The 734-nt window shown below is 73.0% G+C and carries 2 protein-coding genes; both read right to left on the bottom strand.

Annotated elements, in window-relative coordinates:
• On the bottom strand, window positions 1–219 hold a 219-nt coding region (locus tag OZN99_RS32845), incomplete at its 3' end, for a hypothetical protein (protein ID WP_270939366.1).
• A gap of 245 nt (window positions 220–464) precedes the next feature.
• Window positions 465–734, bottom strand: a 270-nt coding sequence (locus tag OZN99_RS32840) for a hypothetical protein (RefSeq protein ID WP_456299929.1), incomplete at its 5' end; no start/stop codon positions are given.

Genomic DNA, 734 nt, shown 5'->3' with positions numbered 1-734 from the left:
GGCCTGGGCGACCTCGGCCTCCGCGGCGGTCCACGCGTTCCTCCAGGCGGCCCAGGCACCGAGCACCATGAGCAGCACCGGCAGGGCGACGAGCGCGGCGAGTAGGGCGCCTGTGGCGCGGTCGCCGGGCTTCGCGGGACGGGCGCGGGCGGCGACCGGCGGCGCGTCGGCGAGGGGAGGCGGGACCGCCGCCGCCCTGTGGGCGATATGCTGATGCATGCCTCCGGCACCCTCTTGAAGCCGGTGTGGCGCCGAAGGGGGACCGCCGGCGGCGAGCGGCAGATTGTATTGTGATTAATTTCGAACATTACAATGTTTGTCAAATGGCAAAAGTCACATGAGGTTGGCTGCAAGCCCCGGCCGCCCAGGCCGCGCGAGGCAAGCGCCGACAGGGCAGCCGAGCGGCGGTGCTTCCGCGGTCCGGGACATGAAGGACCGCTTTCCGCCCAATCCAGACACCGCTGTCATTCCAGGCCCGGCCCTTCGACCTCCCGCCCCGCCGCCACCAGATGCGCGCGATACGCCACATGCGCGCGCGCATGCAGCCGCGTCTGCCAGGGGAAGTCGGCCTCCTCCGCCAGCACAGCCAGCCCGGGCTGCGCCGCCAGCACCGCGCGCAGCAGCGGCTCCGCCGCGCCCTGCGCCTCGCCGCGCTGCGAATGGCCGCCGAGCCAGCGTTCCACCGGCGTCGCGCGCGTCGCCCAGTCATAGGGCGTCGCCAGCAGCAGCCGCCC

Source organism: Falsiroseomonas oryzae (assembly GCF_027856955.1).
Taxonomy (GTDB): domain Bacteria; phylum Pseudomonadota; class Alphaproteobacteria; order Acetobacterales; family Acetobacteraceae; genus Falsiroseomonas; species Falsiroseomonas oryzae.
The sequence above is the reverse complement of the archived record's forward strand: the minus strand, read 5'-3'. Positions and strand labels throughout refer to the sequence as shown.